Genomic DNA, 18250 nt, shown 5'->3' with positions numbered 1-18250 from the left:
ACGAATAAAAGAACAATCATCCTAATCGTCATCTTGAAGAGCTTGTTTAATTGCATCATAGGAAAATCCTTTTCCCATTAAATAAGTAATTAGCTTAGATGTGTTAGCGTATCTGTGCGAAACTTTATCAATCATTTTACGAAGATTTTCTTGTTCCTCATCTTCGTCCTTTTCTAAGTCCAAGCTGTCGATAGCCTGACTAACAATATCGCCACTAAATCCTTTAGAATAGAGGCTTTGTCGTAGTTTAATTAGCTGTTGTTTGAAAGAAGCATGATTGGTCTTCCGCATTTGTTTCTCGGCAAACTCAGTTGCATTATCTAGCAAGATATCTTGATCAATCTCAGAAATCTTTTGCTTAATGATGTCATCAGGAACACCCTTTTTGAACATCTTTTGTTCAATTGTCCTTGGTCCATTAGCTGAAAGTCGCAGTTGTGTATTGATAAAACTTTGGGCATAAGCTTCATCATTCAAATAATGAAGCTTCCTCAACTTGTCCATCACATCCATAATAATCGGAGTGTTGTACTCCTTTTTATACAGATAATCTTTCATCTCTTTTTCTGTCCGCAGTTCATAACTCAAGTAATTAACTGCATCCCCATAGGCTTTATTAGTATTCTCTCGATTTTTTATCAGAGTGACTTGGGCATCGTCCAACTCAGTTCCCTTCATCAATCGAAATTCAATCAACGTCGATTCACCAACTGGAAATGCATATTCATCATCCAGAAAGACATTGTATCTACCCTTACGTTTTTGGGCTTGTATTTTTGTAACTTTACTCAAATGTATTACCTCACATGTTATACTTCTAGTAGTTTAGCGCTTATTTCAAAAAAGGAAAAATTATGGAAAACAATATAACTGAAGAATTAAAAGTGGGAGATCGTTTTCCCCTAACAATCAAACGAATCGGTATCAACGGAGAAGGAATCGGCTTTTTCAAGCACGTAATTGTCTTCGTCCCTGGTGCCGTACCTGAAGATGTCATCGTCTGCGAAATCACCGACATACATCCTAGATTTATCAACGGTAAGATTCATAAAATCAGAACTCATAGTCCACATCGTAACGAAGATGTCACCCCATTAGCAAGTGAAGTCGGTGGACTTGAGTTTGCTCACATTAAATATGAAGACCAGCTTGAATATAAAGCTGATATTCTCAGAGAATCACTAAACAAGTATAAGCCTCATGCTTATGAACACTACACAATTAAGCCTACAATCGCCTCACCACAACAAGAAAAATATCGTAATAAGGCACAATTCCCAATTCAAGAAATCGATGGAGAAATTCGTTGTGGGCTGTACAAGGCAGGAACACAAGAATTAGTTGACCTCCCAGAAATGCCAACGCAAATGGACCTAACTATGTCCGCAATCCGTAAGATTGTCGATATCATCAAAGAACTAGGTTTACCTGTTTACAATCCTAAGGAAAAATCAGGTATCATCAGCATGATCGTCGTGCGTCAATCTGTTGAATTCAACAAGCTTCAAGTAACTTTCATCACACGCTCGAAAAAGTTTTTGAAGGAACGTCAATTTGTCGAAGCAATCACGAAAGCAATTCCGGAAGTAAGTTCAATTTCTCAAAATATCAATCCAGTTGATCAAGGTGCTGTCTGGGGCGACGAAACAAAGCTTATCTGGGGTGATGAGTATCTTCAAGAAGATATTAACGGATCAATCTTCAATTTATCACCACGTGCCTTCTTACAATTAAATTCTCTTCAAACTGATAAGTTGTATGATCTAGCGACTGAAGCTTTGCATCCCTCACCAGATGATATTTTATTGGATGCTTACTGTGGCGTTGGTACAATCGGTATCACTATGGCTGACAAAGTTAAACAAATTTACGGAATTGAAATCATTCCTGAAGCTATTGCAGATGCTGAAAAGAACGCTGAACTAAATCATGTTGAAAACGCTGAATACTTTGTCGGTTCCGTTGATCAAGTTTATCCCGAATTACTCGAACGTGATATCCACCCAACAGCTCTAATTGTCGATCCACCTCGCGTTGGTCTCGATAACAATTTGATTGAAACTATTATGGACAATCGTCCAGAAAAATTAGTTTACATTTCATGTAATCCATCGACTTTAGCAAAAGACTTAACTCAGCTCACAAAGAAATATCGTGTTGATTACCTCCAACCACTCGATATGTTCCCTCAAACACCTCATGTTGAAACAATCGTAAAATTCTCAAGAAGATAAAGATTGACGTTACATAAAATTCTTGATAAACTATTATTACTAAATTTTACATCCGAGGAGCCTTCGAACTGAAGACAAAAAGAACAATTCTTAAATTAAAAGTAGATCCTGCTTAGGAGAACTTTGGTAAGCGTTCGAAAGAATGCTAAATCCGATTTCTTGGTCCGAAATTTGTCACTATGATTAAATTCCGCATTTTCCATCAAACCGCGTTTACCAAAGTTCTCTTTTTTTATTTTTTTCAAAAATACTATTTAAAAAGGATATGAAAATGGAATCTACCGACTATCACACTGACCTCTCTGAAATACAGAGGGAACATAATACTACAGACTTTGAACAAGGACTATCAACCGGTGACGCACAAAAGCGTCTTCAAGAAAATGGTCCAAATAAAATTGAATCTCATCAAACTCCCAAATGGAAAATCTTTCTAAGACAATTTAATAATATGGTTATCTATGTCTTGATGGGTGCTGTCGTTCTAACTGTCTTGATGGGTGAATATTCCGACGCCATCATCATTGGTATCGTAATCATTATCAACACTCTAATTGGATATTTCCAAGAAACCAGTGCTTCAAACGCTGTTGAAAAAATTAAACAGATGTTATCCACCGATGCAACAGTTTATCGTGATGGAAAAAGAACTGAAGTCCCTGCTGAACAAATCGTACTTGGCGACTCAGTCTTCCTTGAAGCTGGTGATAATGTACCTGCCGACTTGAGAATTGTCGTATCGGATAACCTAAGTATTCAAGAATCATCACTTACTGGTGAAGCTGAATCAGTTGAAAAAACTGAAGAAGGTATCGAAGGAGACGTGGCGCTTGCCGACAGAACCAATATGGCTTTCGCCTCTACTGCTGTAACTAAAGGTAGTGGTATTGGAATTGTTGTCGCCACTGCTGAAAATACTGAAATCGGTAAAATCTCGACTGCCGTTAACGAAGTAAAACAACGTAAAACACCATTGATGCAAGTTATCGATCACCTTGGTACCGGAGTTTCTTACTTCATCTTAATCGCCGCTGTAATAATCTTTGCAATCGGATTCTGGTTTGATATTTATTCACTACCAGTGTTAGCAATGGCTGTTATCTCAGTTGTTGTTGGTACAATTCCCGAAGGATTACCTGCAACCACTTCAGTTATCTTGGCTAAAGGTGTTAGTGATATGGCGAAAAACCAAAATACTATCATTAAAACTTTGCCATCCGTTGAAACACTTGGATCAGTTGACGTTATCGCCACTGACAAAACTGGTACATTGACTAAAAACGAAATGACTGTGACCGATTTAATTTTCTCTGACAAGAATTATCAAGTTAGTGGAACTGGATATGACCCTGTTGGTAAAATCACTCAAGATGGTAACCCTGTCACAAATGATGAACAGTTAAAAATGTTTTTAGAAGCTGGATATTACGCTAATGATACTGTCCTCTTACACGAAGATGGTAAGTGGGAAATAAATGGTGAACCAACTGATGGTGCCTTTATTTCCTTATATCACAAGGTATTCCCATTCGGTTCTAAAGATCGATACGAAGAAGTTGATATTTTACCATTCGACTCAGACTATCGTTATATTGGACAATTGGTTAAAGACGATAATAATACGCAGACATTGTTCGTCAAAGGTTCACCTGATAAACTTTTTACCATGTTTAAGAAAAATGACCCTAGTTTTGATATTGCTCAATGGACAAAAACTGTTGAGGATTATTCAGCTCAAGGTAAACGTGTTATCGCCGTTGGTTATCGTGATGTGTCCTCTGAAGAAACTGATGCAACACACGAATTAATCAATGCTGGATTAAACTTTCTCGGATTAGCAGCTATCATTGACCCACCACGTGAAGAAGTTATTCAATCACTGAAAGAAATTCGTTCAGCTGGTGTTGATGTAAAAATGATCACTGGTGACTCAGCTGCTACTGCTAAAGCTATCGGTGAAAAACTTGGTCTAGCTGATGAAATTCATGCTATTACCGGTCCCGAATGGGATAATCTTTCTGAAGATGAACAAGTAATTGCTGCTGACAAAAATCAAGTTTTCGCACGTACAACACCTGGAAATAAGATTGAAATCATCAATGCTCTTCAAAAAAACAATAAAGTTACTGCCATGACAGGTGACGGTGTTAATGATGCGCCCGCCTTGAAACGTGCTGATATTGGTGTCGCCATGGGTATTAAAGGTACCGACGTTGCCAAAGACTCAGCCGATATGATATTGACTGACGATAACTTTGCGACGATTTCCAAGGCTATTAAAGAAGGACGTCGTATTTTCGATAATATCAAGAAGAGTATTTTATATCTCTTGCCAATTTCCTTTGCTGAAGGTTTAATTATCGCCTTTGCCATCTTGGCTCAAGATGAAATTCCGCTTCACCCTACTCAACTGCTTTGGATCAACATGGTTTCTGCCATCACTATCCAATTTGCGTTGATTTTCGAGCCAGCTGAAAAAGGGATTATGAAACGGAAACCTCGTAAAACAGATGGTAAATTGATGAATCGGCACGACGTAATTCAAGTAGTTTACATATCTGTCCTGATGGCCGCCATTGGTATGTTTATTGATGAATGGTTCACTCGTATGGGTGCAACCTCTGCAATGACTAGCACTACTATGATCAACGTTTTAATTGTTGGTAAAATTTTCTACCTATTCAACATTAGAACTAACAATTTAGCTATCAAAGAAATGTTCGTTAACAAAAAAGCTTATATCTTTATCGCTTTAATGTTGGTGCTTCAAGTTATTCTTACTTATGTTCCATTTATGCAATCAGTCTTCCACACTACTGCTATTGGTGGATTTGAATGGCTTCTTGCAGTTATTGGTGGGATTATCGTGCTTGTTGTTGCTGAGATTGACAAGCTTATACGTATCGCTGTTTCTAAGAAAAACGCCCAGAATAATTAGTATTCTGAGCGTTTTTTTGGTTTTGCTAAAAATGCAGGGATAGCGGAAGGATGCCGCTTCTGGGGGCGAGAAATTCGGCTGCTGTGGGACCGCCCAGAGCCGAGGTCTCTGGGCTCGGTTTTGAACTTCGCACGGTTCGCGAATTTCAAAACTCGTCCTGTGTAATTAAGGCTTACGCCTTAATTACACTTTCACTGCTGCCGGTATTTCTCGCTCCCAGAAGCTGATGTTTGTCAAAAAAAATCATCCACCAGTATATTCATACGTCGTTTTACAACTGATTTGTTAGTGCTTATTTTTATTTATTTCACTATTCCTAGATCAATCATTGATCGGTCTGTTGCTTTTATTACTTTTTTTCAAAATTCAACGATGAACTCACTAATTAAAAAGTCGTAACCTCCGAATTTGGGAGTTACGAATTTTTGATTATTTAGATAATTCTTGCCAATCTTGTTCCCATAAGATTCCCATGGTTTTTTCACCAGTATGAACACTTATTGCGGGCCCTAACTGACTTCTGCTTACTCTGATTTCTGGAAAGGCTTCATGTATTTCATTTGCCCAATTTTCTGACATTGATTCATTATTGGCATCGATGACAGTGGCATGGATTTTGAAATCAACGCTGTCGGAATATTTTCTTAGTTCAACGAATATAGCTTTTAGGGCACGCTTCATTGTTCTTGCTTTGTCGATGGCTATAATTTTACCCTCTTTATCAAACGTCAATAATGGCTTGATGTTGAGTAGGTTTCCGATGACTGCTGAACGATTGCTTAGTCGGCCAGTTCGCATCAGATGCTTTAAGTCATCTACCGCAAAGTAAACATCTCTCGTGGATCTCATTTTTTCCATCTGGGGAACGATTTCTTCTGGTGTCTTGCCTTCTAGAATCATGGCTCCTGCTAGCATTGCTAAATCTGCTTCGCCAGCACTGGCACATAATGAGTCAAATGGATAAACGGTTGCCTTGTCGTATGATTTACAAAACATACGTAAATTATCCATAAATGAAGTTATACCACTAGATAAATGAATAGAAATAATGTTGTCATATCCTTCTGAAACTAATCGATCATATGCTTCTTCGATTTGACCCATAGACACTTGAGCTGTTGTGGGCAGCTCTTCTTCGTTCTTTAAATAGTCGTAAAAAGTATCTAATCCAAGCTCCTCGGTCTCTTTATACTCTTTACCACCTAGAATTACAGTGACTGGTAAAACAGTAATATGAAACTTTTCAATTTGCTCCGGTGTTAAGTACGCGGCTGTATCAGTCACAACTGCCGTTCGCATAGACATTTCCTCTATTCTTTAAAATAATGGTTAGTGTCTAAATAATACCATAATACAAAGATTTCTTTGGTTTGATTAAGTATTAAGGATTTTATAGTATTGTGAACAAATTTCTTGTGAGTACTATTAGAAAGCGTTATCATAAGTTTAAGTAAATGTTTAGTAAATGGGGAAAATACTAATGATGAATGATATTGAAAAATTTGTTGAATATATAATTGATTCAAATACTAACTTTCAAGATATCGACCGTATTTATTTGATTAATCGAATTAAGGGGCTTGTTGGTGACGATACCACTTCGGATTCGCATACTGTTGATCCTTTGAAGATCCGGGACGCACTTGTTTTAGATGCAGTAAATAATGGAAGAATTCCTGATACTCCTGGTGATCGAGAGCGGACTGGTGATCGAATTATGGATTTTGCCACGCCTATCCCCTCTGCTGTAAATGAATTTTTCTGGAACTTATATTCGAATGATCCAGAAATGGCGACGAATTATTTTTACACACTTTGTTGTAAAAATGACTATGTAAAGACTTCAGCCATTAAGAAAAATATTTCATATACTTCTCCAACTAACTTTGGTGACATTGAAATAACTATCAATTTATCTAAACCTGAAAAGGATCCAAAGGCAATTGCAGCAGCAAAAGATAATGTTTCAAATAACTATCCTAAATGCCAATTGTGTATGGAAAATGAAGGATACCAGGGGCGTCCTGGATATCCTTCAAGAGCCAACCATCGTATTATTCGTTTCCAATTAGGTGGTGAAACCTGGGGATTTCAATATTCTCCTTATGCATATTTCAAAGAACACGCAATTTTCTTATCTGAAAAGCATGAGCCAATGGTTATCAACCAGCATACTTTTGCAAATCTATTAGATATCGTTAAGCTGTTTCCTCAATATTTTGTCGGAAGTAATGCCGACCTACCAATTGTTGGTGGTTCAATGTTATCGCATGAACATTATCAAGGCGGCCGTCACACTTTCCCAATGATGAACGCTCCAATTGAAAAAGTTATCGATGTTGGTGATTCTGGTGTAACGGCTGGTATCGTTAAATGGCCACTTTCAACTATCAGACTACAATCTAAGAACACCGATAAGCTGATTACTGCAGCCACCAAAATTCATGATACATGGAAAGACTATTCAAATGAAAATGTGGATGTCCGCGCATATACCAATAATGTTAGGCATCATACTACTACCCCAATCGCATATAAAAAAGATGATATGTACGTATTAGATATTGTTCTACGTGACAATCAAACTTCGCAGCAATATCCGGACGGAATTTTCCATCCACATCAAGATGTTCAACATATTAAGCAGGAAAACATTGGCTTGATTGAAGTTATGGGGCGCGCAATTTTGCCACCTAGACTTAAGCCTGAATTGCATGAAGTTGAAAAATATTTACTAGATGAACCAAACAATATTGCCAAATATCACCAAGTTTGGGCAGATGAAATAAAACAAAATAACAACATTAAAAAAGATAATGTTGAAGAAATTGTCGATAACCAAGTCGCCAAAGTTTTTGCTCGTGTGCTTGAAGATGCTGGTGTTTTCAAATGGAATGAAGCTGGCCAGGCTGCATTTACAAAATTTACTGATTTGCTCAAGGAGGATTAATTCATGGCCGCAACTTTAAAAGACATAGCTGAAAAAGCCGGGGTCTCAACGGCCACTGTTTCGCGTGTTTTAAATCGTGACAGCACTTTATCTGTCACAAAATATACTCGAGATAAGATTTTTCTAATTGCTAATCAACTAGGATATAAAAAAATCAGTCGTAAAAATACGCCAAGTTTTCAAAAAAGACTGGCCTTAGTTCAGTGGTACTCAGAATCTAAAGAACAAGATGATTTATATTATATGATGATTCGTGAAGGCATCGAAGAACGTAGCCAACAACGTCATTTCGATGTGGTTCGAGTGTTTAACAACGATATTGATAGCATTAGAAACTACATTAACGGAATTGTTGCTGTTGGAAAATTTAGTGACGACCAGGTTGCGGCTTTGTCGAAACTAACAAACAAATTGGTCTTCGTCGACGATGATCAGTTTGAAGCTGGGTTCGACAGTGTAATTACTGACTTCGCTTTAGGTGTTCGTCGCGTGGTCAATTTCTTCTTTGACCAAAAAATTCGTGACATTGGTCTAATTTACGGTGAAGAAAAAACCACTGACAAATTGCGTAGTATTGATGATCCCCGCTATCTAGCTTTTAAAGATATCATGAAACGCAATAATTCATTTAATGAAGCTAATTGTTTTAAGGGGCAATTCACGAAGCAATCAGGTTATACTCAAATGAAACATGCCATCGAAGAGCTGGGTGCTAATTTACCTCACGCATTTTTCATTTCAAATGACCCAATGGCAACTGGTGCTTTGCAGGCTCTGCAAGAAGCAAATATTAAAGTACCTGACCGAGTAAGTATTTTTAGTTTTAACAATTCAACTCTTACTAACTTTGTTAATCCTGAGCTCAGTTCAGTTGCCGTTTCTACTCGCATGATGGGTGGTACTGCAGTCGATCTATTAATTGATCAGTTGGAAAACAAGGATCATGTTACTGGTCGAATTGAACTTGATACTAAGCTAGTTACACGGAAAAGTACTTTGAAAAATAACGTTAATTTGGAATTGGATTAAAATAAGACCTCATGGCGGTTGTGCCTTGGGGTCTTGTTTTTTGTTTTAGAGTTTTTGTGTGTTCTGGATGATTGTTTCGCAAATATTTTTGGACGGTTACGCGTTTCTTTAGTTTGGCGGAAACGCTAAAAATTACACTAAACACTGCACATAAGGCGCCCAGAGCTGCGGGGGTGTTACGCACCCCTCTCCGCTATGGGCGTCTTATGCTCCGTGTTTAAGGGCGTGTGATTTTTGGCTCTACTTTATTACTTTTACTTGTCCCATCATTCCCTCATCTTCATGTTCAAGGTTATGGCAGTGATACATGTATATGCCTGTTTTTTCGAATTTGAAGGTTATTTGGTACTTGTCTCCGGGATTTAGGGTGATTGTGTCTAGATAGCCTCTCTGGGCTATTGGTGGCTTTTTGCCGTTTATGGTTAGGATTCGAAATTGGACTCCGTGTAGATGGAATGGATGGATCATGTTCATCATTTGTTTTTTGTTTTCTATTGTCCAGACTTGTTGTTCACCTTGTTTTGTGTGAATGTCTATTCTGCTTGGATCAAATTTCTTGCCGTTGATGTTGACCATGTTGCCCATTCCACTGAGAACTAATTTCTCTTTGTTTACTTTCCCTGTGGGAGCTTTTACCGCTGACATTTTTTTCAAAACTTTTGGTAGATGTTTGATGTTACCTGTTCGTTCGCCTAGTTTCATGGTTAAAACGTTCATTCCACCGGCTATTAATTTGAGATTCGTTCCATCTTTTAAATCTGATGTGTTCACTACTATTTCAGCACGTTCACCTGGTGAAAGTTGCAGCTTCTTGATGGCTACTGGCTTGGTTAACAAGCTTCCGTCACCGGCAATTTTGTACATGGTTCTGTTTCCGGACAATCTGAAGTTGTAGTTTCTGGCATTTGAACCATCTAATAATCTTAATCTGACAAAATTTGTGCTGACATTAATATATGGATTTAGAGTTCCATTGATCAACAAATTTTTGCCTAAAGTGCCGTCAGCGTTATAGTCCTTTTTGTAATTGAATTGATTGTTGGAATCAAATGTACGATCTTGGACGATTAATGGAAAGTCGTCTACTCCGTAAGTCTTTGGAATTGATAACTTACTGCTTTGTTTGTCGGTGACATACAATAATCCTGCCAAGCCTTCATATACTTGCTTGGCGGTTTCACCATTTGGGTGTGGATGGAACCAAAGCGTTGCTGCTGGTTGTTGAACCTTGAATTTAATGTTCTTAGTGTCGCCTGGCTTTACTGGCTCGTGCGGACCTCCGTCGGCTTTTCCTGAGATTATTGCTCCATGCCAATGGAAAGTGGTGTTCTCATTTAAATCATTCACTTCTTTAATATGAACAGTTTGTCCGCGACTGATTTGAATCACTGGACCTAGGAAACTTCCGTTGTATCCTAAAGTCTTTGTTGCGGGACCATTGTTAAAATTGGATTCACCTTGTTGTGCAGTTATCGTGTAATAAACATCAGTTTTAGTCTGTTTATCTGGTTTTAATATTGGTGGCAAATTTAATTTTTGTTTTGAAATAGTAGGTTCTTTCAATAATACGTTAGGTTCAGATGACATCATGCTTTTCGAATTAGATTTGTTACTTGAGTTATCTCCCATCATGCCGCCATGCATACCCATCCCGGAGGCGTTAGCAACGTGTGGAATGAATACTAACACAAGAGAAAATAAAATTATTGTTCCTATATTAATAATCCATTTTTTATGCATAACAATATCCCCACTATTATTATTTTTCTACATTGTATCGTACTTAGGTTGATTCTTATTGAGATATGCATGATAAAATATAGCTATCTAATATAAGGGAGTATTAAACTATGAAAATATATTTTGCCAATGGATTATTCTCAGAAGCTGATCGTATGTACAATGCCTATATTGTCGACAAAATTCGTAAGATGGATTCGAAGATTGAAGTCTACTTGCCACAAGAAAACGGTGATATCAATGACAAGACAAAATTCGCTGATTCAATCAAAATTGCTGAAGAAGATAACAAAGAACTACTCAGTTCTGATTTAGTTGTGGCAGTTTTAGATGGTGAAATCATCGATATTGGTGTTGCATCTGAAATTGGCTTGGCTTTTGGAAAAGAGATTCCGGTTGTTGGACTTTATACTGACCTTAGACAACACGGCGCATCAAACCCTGAAAAGCTTGATGCTGTTGGCGTTATCGGTGAGAACCCATTCCAATATGTAAATACTTATACTATTGGTTTAATTAAGTTAAATGGAACTGTTGTTAACAACATTGATGCTCTTTTAGACCAAATTAAGCATTATTTATAAAATATTATTGAATAAATTGATTGGTTAACTTTTCATTAAGATTACATATCATTTACAGTTGGATTATATCCAACTTTTTTTTGTATATACGTTATATGATGTTTCTCGTTAGATAATTTCAATTATTTTTAAATATAAAAACAAATCGGATTTACTTAGGGAGAAAACTTATATATGAAAGTTAAACAAATCGTAACTACATTGATTACAGCCTCATCACTTGCATTCGTCGGAATTACTGCTTCAACTGCAGTACAAAACGCTCCAGTACAAGCTGCTGCTACATCAACTGTTGATTTAAATTTAACTATTTACGTTAACAACGCCTCTGGCGCTACAATTTTTGCAACACCTAACGCTGACGGTAAAGTTGGCGCTACATCAAACTCATTACAAAATGGTACCGCATGGAAAACTACTAAGGCTATCAAAGTTGGTAACACAACTTATTACCAAGTTGGTAATGGCCAATGGATCAGTAGCAACGACATCTCATTTGATGCCCCTATTACAAGTTTGAACAAAACTATGTACGTTAGTGCTAACGGTGGTTCAGTTAACTTGTATGACTCACCTAAATCACAAAACTACGTTGGTCATGTAAATGATGGCGAAGGTTATGTGGTTTATGCCCAAACACAAGATAATACTGGTGCTACATGGTACAACTTGGGACAAAATTCATGGGTACGTGCTGACTTCATGTCAGACGAAAAACCTGCTGAAAAGATCTCAATGAGTGCTACTGCATATGATCCAGCTGTTTTAGGTTCAAACATGGGTTATTCAGGTGTTGCTGCTAACCTTTCTAAGTATCCTAAGGGTACTCAACTAAAAATCACTTTAGGTGATGGTACTGTGCTTAACAGAACTGTTAATGATACAGGTACATTCGCATACAGTAATCCTAACCAATTAGATATTGCTATGCCTAACTCACAAGCTCTTCAATTTGGACGTCAAAGTATTTCTGTTCAAGTTGTTGGGTAGATTATATATTGCAAATTAGATGAATGAATACCAAACATTCAGGGAACAGACCTCGTTTAAGACGAGATCTGTTTTTTTAGTTGTTCTTTGCGTCTTTGACGCTTAGAACAACTTATGGGGTCGACCTGGGTGATCGTTTAGTTGTTCTTTGCGTCTTTGACGCTTAGAACAACTTATGGGGTCGCCTCGGGCGACCGTATTCCTTGGCACTGGGTTTCTAACTAAAAAAACTATCATCAGGAGATGGTAGTTTTAGTTGATGATTAAATTTTTATGGAAGTTGCTTTAGGATGTTTAGGTTTAAAATCTTAAGTTCAAAACCTTAAGTTCAAGGGCTCTCTACTCTCTAGTTGATTATCTATGCCATAGGTTGTTCCTTTAATAGGATATGCCTCTCTTTTTGGGGTTCTAGGTGGCATAGCCACCAAGAACCCTTACAATCGACCCATAACTGTGCCTTGGTGGCGGAGCCACTTAGGCACAGTAAAAAACAGCTCCGTCATCTCGACGGGGCTGTCACAAATTCTAAGTGGCAAGATGAAATTACTCTGTAGTTTCATCTAGTGAATCATACTACCGAAAACAAATCTTACTACTTGAAGTATTTGTATTTCTGAAATAAATGGATCCTAACAAATCATGTATTGAGTTTAGGCGACTTTAAAATGGTTATTTTAAAAGTCGATTGTATTTTAACGTTTTATGCTAGTTCCAATATTGCCTTACTGCTGTAGCTCTCTACGATTAACTTGAAATAAGTCTGTCAGTGACGAGGCTTATGACATTTAATTGTGGTCTACATTCTTGGCAATTCATCTTTACCACGTCTTTAATTTACCATTTGTTGAAAGCGATTGCAATAGATAGTTAAGAGAAGGTTAAATCTATTATAGTTTTTGAAATTAGCATATATATCTACATGGGGTTGTTGACAGGATGTTCTTAGGATAATCACCCCAATGAAAATCAGGCTGTTACCCAATCATATCGTTTAAGAAACTTATCTGATTTATTTTGTGGCACAGAATTTTCAGAGGTTTTCTTGGCAAGATGCAACTTAAAATTCACATCTAGGTTTAACAATAACTGACTAGAAATCCCCATCACAGTTTCAATTCTCAAAGCTAGTACCTCATTAATGAATCGTTTGCGATTGAGAATATCTGATATGTTTTTTTTACTAACCCCTAATCGATCAGCTAGATCAGTTTGTGTAATCCGATAAAATTCCATCGTTTCCTTAATGAGGTCAGCAGCCGAGCTGGTATGGTACTGACGAATCTTATTATCTCGATGTAACATGATAGTCAACTCCTTAGTGATAGTCTTCAATCTGTATAATCTGAATGCTCACTACCAAAACTTTTAATTAGTAACTGAGGATCATTTAAAATTTTTGTGAGCTTTCGTCCTCTGCTACGTATTCTACTCTTTTCTTTGTCTCAAAAAGTGATTATACTGTTTCGGTATAGATGGAGAAAACATTTTTCTTTCATTATCTAACGCTTATTTAGCTAAAAAAACTATCATCCTTAGGACGATAGTTTTGATTGAGTATTTTATTTGTACGGAAGTTACTTTAGGCGTCTTAAGATCTTTAAGTTCAAGAGCGTTCGCTTCTCTCTGGTTGATTATCTATGCCTTAGGTTGTTCCTTTAATAGGATATGCCACTCTTTTTGGGTGTCTAAGTGGCATAGCCACTAAGACACCTTACAATCATCCCATAACTTGCCCTTGGTGGCGAAGCCACTTAGGGCAAGTAAAAGACGACTCTACCATCTCGGCAGGGTCGTCACATTTGAAGTGGCAAGATGAAATCACACTGTAGTTTCATCAAGTTGAATCATACTACTGAAAACAAATCTTACTACTCTAAAAATGTTTCTGTTTCTGTATCGTGTTTCTTTTGTTGCTATCAAAATGGGTCCTAGCAAATCATGTATTGAGCTTGCGCGACTAATCTAAATTTAAGTCGATCTTATGTTAACGTTTTGTTGCTAGTTCCAATCGTGCCATTGTACCGTAATACTCTAACTTTAGTTTGATCTAAAATCCTACCATCTCCAAACGAAAAGTAAAACTTTAAAACTTCATAACTGTCATTAAGGTCTACAGCTTTGGCAATTCATCTTTACCACGTCTTTAATATACCATTCGTTGTAAGCGTTTGCAACCAATTATTGTTTAGTTTTGTACAATCTCTCGTTTTCTTTGATCTCACTGAGATAGAACTCCCCTGTAACTACTGATGGATCAACACTTTCTCCATCTCTAACTGATTGAGAAAAAATACTTTCATATTCCGAAATACTTATTTTTTTACGATTATTTAACAAAGATTGAACATTTTTCACATGAATATATTGTTTGAAATTTTCGCAAACTTTAGCACTGTATAATTCGCCCACAGCACCTGATCCATAACTGAATAGTAACAATTCATCGCCGGGTGTTACTGCCGAGTTAATCAAATATGACAACAATCCTAAATATAATGAACCCGTATATAGATTTCCGACTTCTCGTCCATATTGAATACTATATTTGTATTCTGCTTGAAGTTGAGCATATTTTTCGTCAGAGATTTTGCCCTCCAACGTACGCATAGCTTTGGTACCCATCTTCGTGTATGGAATGTGATACAACATCGCTTTGAAATCGTCGGCAGTCACATCAAATTCTTTTTGGTATCTTTTCCAAAGTGTTTCGAAAAATTCAATGTAGATTTGATTTGAGAATTTTCCGCGTGCAAAAGCTGTTTTAGAAAAAGTTGGGCGCCAGAAATCTCCGACATTTCTACTCATATAGGCAGATTTATTTTCTAACTTCAGAATTTGTGGGGTTGAACTAATTAACATAGCTACGGAACCTGCACCTTGCGTAACTTCCCCAGGTGTGTTGATACCATATCTGGCGATGTCACTGGCTACTACTAAGGCTTTTTTACCGGGGTTTGTGGATACAAAATTGTAAGCCATCTGTAACCCAGCTGTTGCACCATAACATGCTTCTTTGATTTCAAAAGCACGTACATTTTCTGGTAAATCTAATAAATCCATCAAAAATAAAGCACTGGCTTTTGATTCGTCGACACTACTTTCAGTTCCGACGATTACTAGACCAATGTCTTTTTTATTGCTGTCGTCTAAAATTTGATCTGCAGATTCGGCTGCCATTGTGACTGCATCTTCATAAATTGCTGGTACAGCCTGTTTATCTTGTCCAATACCAATTGTAAACTTGTCAGGTTCTTGTCCACGAGCTTTTGCTAGTTCAACGATATCGATGTAACTATTAGGTGTATAAAAACCGATTCTTTCAATTCCAATATCCATATTAATTATTCCTCAATTTTTTCAGAAGTTCGGTAGCATTTTCGAGTGTATACTCTTTTGATTCATTTAACTGTTTAGAAATGATACTAATTTCTTCGCCTTTTGCTCCAGCAGAAACAGCCAATGACTTACTTTGTAAACTCATGTGACCAGCTTGAATCCCTGTTGTAACTAAAGCTCTCAAAGCGGAAAGATTATTGGCTAATCCAACTGATCCAATGACAGCCTGAAGTTCTTGGCTACTATTAATATTCATTATCGCTAAACTAATTTGTGCCATTGGCAAAGCTTTAATCGCACCACCAACAGTCCCAATTTCAACTGGCATTTCTAAAGTTCCGACTAACTTGTTGTCAACGGTATTCCAATCGCTAAATGGCTTATATTCTCGTCTGTCAGCAAAATAACTATGAGCAGCAGCCTCTTCAGCTCTGAAATCATTTCCAGTGGCAATCAGAACCGCATCGACACCATTCATAATTCCCTTGTTATGTGTCACTGCACGCATCTTCGACAGTTGTGCAAACTTTGTAAGTTTAACAATCCTTGAAGCGACATCAGCACCAGACATATCCTTAGTCTTTAAATCGTCAAAATTGATTTCAGCCTTAACTTTTACAACTTGATGTTCACCATCATTAGATAAAATGGCGCACAAAATATCTTTACCAGTTAATTCTGAAATCTTCGGAGAAATGGCTTCAAGCATCGAATTAACAATATTTGCACCCATCGCATCCCCAGTAGCAACACCTAAATCAATTTCAACGTTGTCGCCAATAATAGAACTTGATAGTTCATAAATACCGCCACCATGACGTTTCAAACTTGGTCTAGCAGAAATAGCTAAATCCTTGATCAACTTGCTGTTCTCAGTCAAAATATCGAGTTCATCCGACCCGGCATTTTCCAAAACAATTTGACCATACATAATGTGTTGACTCGTCTCGACTGTAAACCCGCCATTACGTTTCACACGTTGAGCACCATTTGATGCCGCAGCAATCACAGATGGCTCCTCGATTGACATTGGAACCGAATATTCTTTGCCATTAACTAAAAAGTCAGTTGCAAAGCCATAAGGCAATCCAAATATGCCAATCTGATTTTCACTCAAACTATTCGCCAAGTCTAAACTCAACGGGTCGCCAGCACGCAAAAAATCAGCTTGCTCAGCATTCAAATTTCCGTGTTCAACTAAATAATCGATTCGTTGATCGTTATTCATCTCGTATAATTTCATGATAATTCGAGTCCTAACGCCATCCCCATTCCTCCACCAATGCAGAGTGAAGCAATACCGGATTTCTTATTTTCTTTTTGCAAAATGTTTATTAGTGAAACTATAAGACGTGCGCCTGTTGCACCTAATGGATGACCGATTGCAATGGCTCCACCAAACACATTCAACTTATCATCAGGTATCTTCAAGTCACGAGCCACTGCTACTGACTGGGCGGCAAAAGCTTCATTGATTTCGAAATAATCAATTTGGTCTTGAGTGATATTGTACTTATCATAATATTTGTTGATGGCATAATATGGAGCATAACCCATGATACTTGGATCAATACCAGCTTCGACGTAGCCTTTCAATTCGGCAATATACGACAAGCCTAATTTTTCAGCAGTCTTCTTACGCATTAAAATCATCGCTGCTGCACCGTCATTTAGAGGTGAGGAATTGCCGGCGGTAACTGTTCCGTTTTCTTCAAAAGCTGGTTTGAGATTTGACATTGTTTCGAGTGTTGATTCGCCACGAATTGATTGGTCGGTGACAACTTGCTTACCATCAACTTCAATTGGCAAGATCTCATCGGCAATTTTGTCAGTCGCTGCGAAGGCTTTCTTCTGAGACTGCAAAGAAAACTCGTCTTGCATTTGGCGAGTTACGTTGTATCGTTTGGCAACATTTTCGGCGGTGATTCCCATTGGATAATTTCCAAAGGCATCAACTAATCCGTCTCGAAATAATGTATCACCTTGTTCATCGGAAACTTCTAACTTGCCGACACGTTTTGAGTAAAAAGGTGCGTTTGACATGCTTTCAACACCACCACAAACGATGATATCGGCATCTTCTAGCAGTAAGGCATTTGTTGCGTCGTGCACAGCTTTCATACCTGAACCACATACTTGATTGACTGTCATGGCGGTTGACTTTGCACTACCACCAACGTTTATACCAATTTGTCTGGCGACATTTTGTCCCATTCCGGATTGATAAACGTTTCCAAAAATGAATTGATCGACATCTTCTGGATTGATTTTGTTATTAGTCAATAACTGCTTTACTAGTTCTGTGCCGAGTTCGACTGATGAGACATTTGCGAACTGACCGCGGAATTTGCCAATAGCAGTTCTCTTGGCATCTATAATAACGACTGAATCCATAAATTCATTACCCTCTTTAATTTGGTAGAATAACCTTAAGTTTAAATAATAATTT

At 37.6% G+C, this 18250-nt stretch carries 13 protein-coding genes; 6 read left to right on the top strand and 7 right to left on the bottom strand.

Annotated elements, in window-relative coordinates:
- Positions 1 to 21 precede the first annotated feature (21 nt).
- Positions 22 to 792, bottom strand: coding sequence for a recombination regulator RecX (recX, locus tag ABM34_RS11710; RefSeq protein WP_048705948.1), 771 nt, complete (start codon positions 790 to 792; stop codon positions 22 to 24).
- Positions 793 to 854: 62 nt separating this feature from the next.
- On the opposite strand from recX, the gene rlmD reads away from it, so the two are divergent.
- Both rlmD and ABM34_RS11700 read left to right on the top strand, forming a co-directional pair.
- Positions 855 to 2234 (top strand): 23S rRNA (uracil(1939)-C(5))-methyltransferase RlmD, encoded by a 1380-nt coding sequence (gene rlmD, locus ABM34_RS11705; protein WP_048705946.1) that lies wholly within the window; start codon positions 855 to 857, stop codon positions 2232 to 2234.
- A gap of 265 nt (positions 2235 to 2499) precedes the next feature.
- Complete coding sequence (locus tag ABM34_RS11700) at positions 2500 to 5172, top strand: HAD-IC family P-type ATPase (RefSeq protein ID WP_048705945.1); 2673 nt, start codon at positions 2500 to 2502, stop codon at positions 5170 to 5172.
- A gap of 429 nt (positions 5173 to 5601) precedes the next feature.
- Here the strand turns inward: ABM34_RS11700 and ABM34_RS11695 are convergent, their stop codons facing one another.
- Positions 5602 to 6471: a DegV family protein gene (locus tag ABM34_RS11695; RefSeq protein ID WP_048705943.1), complete on the bottom strand. Its 870-nt coding sequence runs from the start codon at positions 6469 to 6471 to the stop codon at positions 5602 to 5604.
- Between the two features lie 184 nt (positions 6472 to 6655).
- Between ABM34_RS11695 and ABM34_RS11690 the strand changes: the two genes are divergently transcribed.
- Together ABM34_RS11690 and ABM34_RS11685 are read left to right on the top strand one after the other, a co-directional pair.
- A complete protein-coding gene (locus ABM34_RS11690; RefSeq protein ID WP_048706571.1) occupies positions 6656 to 8122 on the top strand; it encodes a UDP-glucose--hexose-1-phosphate uridylyltransferase in 1467 nt (488 codons plus the stop codon).
- Positions 8123 to 8125: 3 nt separating this feature from the next.
- Positions 8126 to 9151: a LacI family DNA-binding transcriptional regulator gene (locus tag ABM34_RS11685; RefSeq protein WP_048705941.1), complete on the top strand. Its 1026-nt coding sequence runs from the start codon at positions 8126 to 8128 to the stop codon at positions 9149 to 9151.
- A gap of 240 nt (positions 9152 to 9391) precedes the next feature.
- Here ABM34_RS11685 and ABM34_RS11680 read toward each other — a convergent pair whose 3' ends face one another.
- A complete protein-coding gene (locus ABM34_RS11680; protein ID WP_048705939.1) occupies positions 9392 to 10891 on the bottom strand; it encodes a multicopper oxidase family protein in 1500 nt (499 codons plus the stop codon).
- Positions 10892 to 11001: 110 nt separating this feature from the next.
- Between ABM34_RS11680 and ABM34_RS11675 the strand changes: the two genes are divergently transcribed.
- On the top strand, positions 11002 to 11475 hold the full coding sequence (locus tag ABM34_RS11675; RefSeq protein WP_048705937.1) for a nucleoside 2-deoxyribosyltransferase: 474 nt from the start codon (positions 11002 to 11004) through the stop codon (positions 11473 to 11475).
- A gap of 174 nt (positions 11476 to 11649) precedes the next feature.
- Positions 11650 to 12465, top strand: a complete 816-nt coding sequence (locus ABM34_RS11670; RefSeq protein WP_048705935.1) for an SLAP domain-containing protein — start codon at positions 11650 to 11652, stop codon at positions 12463 to 12465.
- Between the two features lie 966 nt (positions 12466 to 13431).
- Here the strand turns inward: ABM34_RS11670 and ABM34_RS11665 are convergent.
- The 4 genes from ABM34_RS11665 to ABM34_RS11650 all read right to left on the bottom strand — a co-directional run bounded on the left by ABM34_RS11665 (position 13432) and on the right by ABM34_RS11650 (position 18195).
- Positions 13432 to 13767: a helix-turn-helix transcriptional regulator gene (locus ABM34_RS11665; protein WP_048705934.1), complete on the bottom strand. Its 336-nt coding sequence runs from the start codon at positions 13765 to 13767 to the stop codon at positions 13432 to 13434.
- 876 nt (positions 13768 to 14643) lie between these two features.
- The gene (locus tag ABM34_RS11660; protein ID WP_048705932.1) at positions 14644 to 15801 is read right to left on the bottom strand and encodes a hydroxymethylglutaryl-CoA synthase; all 1158 of its coding nucleotides are present in this window, start codon (positions 15799 to 15801) and stop codon (positions 14644 to 14646) included.
- A gap of 1 nt (position 15802) precedes the next feature.
- Positions 15803 to 17044: a hydroxymethylglutaryl-CoA reductase, degradative gene (locus tag ABM34_RS11655; protein ID WP_048705931.1), complete on the bottom strand. Its 1242-nt coding sequence runs from the start codon at positions 17042 to 17044 to the stop codon at positions 15803 to 15805.
- Entirely contained in the window at positions 17041 to 18195 is a 1155-nt protein-coding gene (locus ABM34_RS11650; protein ID WP_048705929.1) for a thiolase family protein, read from the bottom strand. Before ABM34_RS11650 ends, ABM34_RS11655 begins: the two co-directional genes overlap by 4 nt.
- Positions 18196 to 18250: the final 55 nt, after the last annotated feature.

The organism is Companilactobacillus ginsenosidimutans (genome assembly GCF_001050475.1).
Classification (GTDB): domain Bacteria; phylum Bacillota; class Bacilli; order Lactobacillales; family Lactobacillaceae; genus Companilactobacillus; species Companilactobacillus ginsenosidimutans.
This window is presented reverse-complemented; position numbering and strand designations above follow the sequence as displayed.

Bases quoted from the DNA above. Each gene is read 5' to 3' on its own strand.
- ABM34_RS11650 (WP_048705929.1), bottom strand. From the start codon at position 18,195: ATGGATTCAGTCGTTATTATAGATGCCAAGAGAACTGCTATTGGCAAA.
- ABM34_RS11685 (WP_048705941.1), top strand. From the start codon at position 8,126: ATGGCCGCAACTTTAAAAGACATAGCTGAAAAAGCCGGGGTCTCAACG.
- ABM34_RS11670 (WP_048705935.1), top strand. From the start codon at position 11,650: ATGAAAGTTAAACAAATCGTAACTACATTGATTACAGCCTCATCACTT.
- ABM34_RS11680 (WP_048705939.1), bottom strand. From the start codon at position 10,891: ATGCATAAAAAATGGATTATTAATATAGGAACAATAATTTTATTTTCT.
- ABM34_RS11695 (WP_048705943.1), bottom strand. From the start codon at position 6,471: ATGCGAACGGCAGTTGTGACTGATACAGCCGCGTACTTAACACCGGAG.
- ABM34_RS11655 (WP_048705931.1), bottom strand. From the start codon at position 17,044: ATGAAATTATACGAGATGAATAACGATCAACGAATCGATTATTTAGTT.
- ABM34_RS11665 (WP_048705934.1), bottom strand. From the start codon at position 13,767: ATGTTACATCGAGATAATAAGATTCGTCAGTACCATACCAGCTCGGCT.
- ABM34_RS11660 (WP_048705932.1), bottom strand. From the start codon at position 15,801: ATGGATATTGGAATTGAAAGAATCGGTTTTTATACACCTAATAGTTAC.
- ABM34_RS11690 (WP_048706571.1), top strand. From the start codon at position 6,656: ATGAATGATATTGAAAAATTTGTTGAATATATAATTGATTCAAATACT.
- ABM34_RS11700 (WP_048705945.1), top strand. From the start codon at position 2,500: ATGAAAATGGAATCTACCGACTATCACACTGACCTCTCTGAAATACAG.
- ABM34_RS11675 (WP_048705937.1), top strand. From the start codon at position 11,002: ATGAAAATATATTTTGCCAATGGATTATTCTCAGAAGCTGATCGTATG.
- rlmD (WP_048705946.1), top strand. From the start codon at position 855: ATGGAAAACAATATAACTGAAGAATTAAAAGTGGGAGATCGTTTTCCC.